Below are 4,055 nucleotides of genomic sequence, written 5' to 3'. Positions count from 1 at the left end.
TGCTAACTTGAAGATGCTCGGTGCCGGCACCTATGATTGCGAATTTACAATCGACAGCCCGTATCGTATGAACTACGGTTTGCACGTAGATAAGGAAACCGGTGTTGAAGGTCGTTTCTGGAACGAACCGGTTGTTCTCCACTGGACGTTCAACTACGTTCCTCGTAACTGGTAAGCATATTTGAACGCATAACCTGAAGAAGCAGCGTCCTGCCGGCCGGACCGTAATAGTCTTATTACGACCGGATGGCGGGACGTTCTTCTTATGTAAAGGAGTACAACATGTTACAGGCATTTCTCTTGCAATTTATTCCGGCCATGGTACAGGGCGTTACTTTGGCAATCCCTTTAGGGATTCTTTTAGCCGTTTTTTTACGGCTGGATCTTCCGGAATACAAGAATACACTGAAAAGAGCCCTTTATTGGGGGTTTTGGCTGTCTCTTTTCTTTGTGGCCGTCAAAGTCGGTACGCGGAATGCTATTACGAGAGAAGGTTTTGAAGCACTTACTATTGTAATAGCCATTGTTGCCGAAGTCGTTTTACTTGTCATGCTGTTCTTTAAACGCGACTTATCGAAAAAGGTCAATAAAGTCGTGACTATGAGTGCTTTCGTATTGGCCATTATGTTTATTCTTTTTCACGGAATGGAACTTTGGCTCATGCCGTATCAAATCTTTATCGGTGCGACAGGGAAATATATGACGCTCAACTTCCTTATTGAAAATCTGGGCTTTTTAACCGGTATTCTCTTTGGACTTTTAAGTGCCGCCGTTACGTATGAAGCGGCAGCAGCCTTGAATTATAAGCGACTTCTTTTCGTCTTTTTTGTACAAATTATAGCGTTATTTATTGAACAGATTTTATATGCTATTCGCGTTGCCATGGCCAGACAGTTTTTACCCAGCGGATCGCTGATAAAGGTAATGGCACCTATTATTAACAACCAGGATGTGCTGGTATTTGTTATTTATGCGGCTGTTCTCTTTGTGCCTCTTACGCTGTTTTCACAACCTAAACCGCAACGCCCCGAAGGGAGCAATCCGGCGGAATACAGGCGGATTGTTGCCAATGCCAAATCGAAGCGTAGATGGGGCGTAGGGACGGTCGTACTTTTAATAATCATGACCGGTCTGTCGTCTTTCGGTTGGTCCTATGCCAACCATAAGGAACAAATTGTTCCGGCTGTACAGGTACAGGCACAAAACGGTAGGATCGCCATTGATTTGAATGAATTTGCCGACGGCCATTTACATCGCTATACCTACAGAGGGTCCGGCGGTGAAGGCGTACGGTTTATAGTTATATTAAAGGGCGGATCGGCATACGGAGTAGGCTTGGATGCTTGCGAAATTTGCGGACCTACAGGGTATTATGAAAAAGACGGGCAGGTAGTGTGCAAGCTCTGCGACGTCGTCATGAATAAGGCGACTATAGGGGTTAAGGGCGGTTGCAACCCCATACCTGTTAAATATACTATTGAAGGCGGTAAGCTTGTTATCGATGCCAACGAGTTGGAAGCGAACCGCAAGGTATTCCGTTAAGAAGGGGGTGAAGGTATGTTCTGGACCATGGTAAAAGGGGCCCTTGTAAGACAACGAGGACGGTTTTTTCTGATTGCTTTGACCGTCGCACTCGGCGTATCTCTGGCGGCGGCTATGCTCAATGTTATGTTTGACGTAGGTGACAAGGTCAATCAGGAATTAAAGGCCTTCGGTGCCAACATTACGGTTGCTCCGAAAAACGCTTCGCTTCTTAACGATGTATACGGCGTCGGCAGCGACAGCGGACATAAAGAGTATTTGAATGAAGAAGATTTGGGGAAGATCAAAACGATTTTCTGGACCAATAATATTGTAGCCTTCACACCCATGCTGAACGGTACGGTAAGTGTGAACGGACAAAATGTGAACCTGACGGGTACGTGGTTTAATTATCACATGACGTTGCCGACAGGCGATGCTTTCGATACGGGCGTAGAAGAAATGAAATCGTGGTGGCAAATTGACGGGGATTGGCCGAAGGATAATACGGATCAGGTTCTCATCGGCCAGAAGTTGGCTGAGTCGCTGCAAGTTAAGACCGGGGATACCCTTTCGTATCGTCGTGCCGACGGGACACAAGGGCAGTTTGTTATTGCCGGGATCGTTTCAGGCGGCGGCAACGAAGACAATGCTATTCTGGCAAGTCTTCCCGTTGTGCAACAAGCCTTGAATCTGAAAGGGAAGGTCAGTGAAATCGAAGTCAGTGCCATTACGACACCTGAAAACGATTTGGCTCGAAAAGCGGCTGCCAACCCGGAACGTCTGTCTCAGGCAGAACGGGAAATCTGGTATTGTACGGCCTATGTAAGTTCTATTGCTTTTCAGATTGAGGAAGTTGTCAACAATTCAAGTGCTCGGCCTGTTCGGCAGATTGCCGAGTCGGAAGGTAAAATTCTCGATAAAACTCAGCTTCTTATGCTCCTTATTACGGTTCTCAGCCTGATCAGCGCCGCTTTAGGTGTTTCCAATCTGGTCAGTGCCAATGTTATGGAACGGAGCCGGGAAATCGGGTTAATGAAGGCTTTGGGAGCTAAAAATTACGAAGTCATTCTTATGATTTTGACGGAAACTTTAATAGCCGGGATTTTGGGCGGTATCGTAGGGTATTTTATCGGCATGGGATTTGCACAGGTAATCGGTTATACCGTATTCGGTTCGGCTATTGCCAATAATATTATTGTAGTACCTATTGTCGGGGCTCTAATGGTTGCCGTTATCTTGTTGGGCAGCGTACCGGCGATTCGAACCTTACTTTCCTTGCAACCCGCAAGTGTACTTCATGGCAGGTGATTTGTATGATAAAAAAATATAAAATGTTTTTTACGATGGTTATACATGCCCTGCTGCGCAGACACACGCGTATGCTCGTAGCTCTCTTGGCTGTTGCCGTCGGAGCGACGATTATTTCGGGCATGATTACGGTGTATGAAGAAGTGCCTCAGCAGATGGGGCGTGAATTCCGTGCATACGGGGCTAACCTTTTGATTCTTCCCAACGGCGATAAGGGTACCTTTAATGAAGGGGAACTGTCTACAGTAAATCAATTACTTTCAGGCAATGAAGTCGTAGGCGTAACCCCCTTTTTGTATGATACGATTGAAGTGAACAAGCAACCCGTAACGACGAGCGGTACCGATTTCGAGGCGGCTAAGAAGGTCAATACCTATTGGCAGGTCCGCGGGCAGTGGCCGCAAAAAGGAGAGCGGGAAATCCTCCTCGGTGCGGAATTGGCCAAGAAGATTTCTCGTGACCCGGATAAGCTCATCGGTCAAAATGTGACGGTCAGTGCCGGTGAAGGTAAGGCCATGAGAAACTTTAAGGTAGCCGGTATCGTAGCAACAGGCAGTAAGGAAGAACAGTTTGCTTTCATTGATTTGAAAGAAATGCAAGACCTTTCCGAAAAGCCGAATCAAGTAAGTTTGGCACAGGTCAGTATTGTAGCTGACGGAGATAAGCTGAACGGAATTATTGCGGATCTCGATAAGGGGGATGCCAATATTCAGGCTCAACCTGTACAGCAGATTACCCGCTCTGAAGGAAATGTATTGGGGAAATTGCAGGTCCTCGTCCTTCTCGTTACGATTGTCGTCCTCATGTTGACCATGATTTGCGTAACAACGACGATGATGGCCGTTGTTACGGAACGTCGTAAAGAAATCGGTCTGAAAAAGGCGTTGGGAGCAAGTAATAAGAACATAGTCATCGAGTTCTTCGGTGAAGGGTGTGTTCTCGGCGGTATAGGCGGTGTTTTGGGAAGCGGCTTCGGATATGTATTTGCCCAAGGGGTCAGTATGAATGTCTTTAATCGGGCTATCGACTTCTCGCCGTCCGTGGCACTTATATCCATTATCTTATCTATCTTGGTTACCGGTGCGGCCAGCCTGGTGCCCGTCCGAATTGCGACAAGCGTCGATCCGGCCATTGTCCTTCGCGGCGAATAAGGGAGGAACCTCATGAGTTTATTGGAATTAAAAGATGTGTCCATGGCCTACAACGGTAAGGTCATGGCATTA

General features: G+C 46.9%; 4 protein-coding genes. All 4 read left to right on the top strand.

All coding sequences use genetic code 11. The features are described 5' to 3' along the window. The first annotated feature begins 13 nt into the window (after window positions 1-13). The 4 genes from PGX78_RS04410 to PGX78_RS04395 all read left to right on the top strand — a co-directional run bounded on the left by PGX78_RS04410 (window position 14) and on the right by PGX78_RS04395 (window position 3,983). Window positions 14-175: an iron transporter gene (locus PGX78_RS04410; protein ID WP_270445555.1), complete on the top strand. Its 162-nt coding sequence runs from the start codon at window positions 14-16 to the stop codon at window positions 173-175. Between the two features lie 107 nt (window positions 176-282). Further along, window positions 283-1,542, top strand: coding sequence for a DUF2318 domain-containing protein (locus tag PGX78_RS04405; protein WP_270445549.1), 1,260 nt, complete (start codon window positions 283-285; stop codon window positions 1,540-1,542). Window positions 1,543-1,557: 15 nt separating this feature from the next. Next, window positions 1,558-2,832 carry an ABC transporter permease gene (locus PGX78_RS04400; protein WP_270445548.1) on the top strand — a complete coding sequence of 425 codons (1,275 nt, stop codon included), beginning with the start codon at window positions 1,558-1,560 and terminating at the stop codon, window positions 2,830-2,832. 5 nt (window positions 2,833-2,837) lie between these two features. After that, the gene (locus PGX78_RS04395) at window positions 2,838-3,983 is read left to right on the top strand and encodes an ABC transporter permease (protein ID WP_270445547.1); all 1,146 of its coding nucleotides are present in this window, start codon (window positions 2,838-2,840) and stop codon (window positions 3,981-3,983) included. Window positions 3,984-4,055 lie beyond the last annotated feature (72 nt).

It is taken from the genome of Megasphaera sp. AF13-6AC, assembly GCF_027685385.1.
Lineage (GTDB): Bacteria > Bacillota > Negativicutes > Veillonellales > Megasphaeraceae > Megasphaera > Megasphaera micronuciformis.
This window is presented reverse-complemented; position numbering and strand designations above follow the sequence as displayed.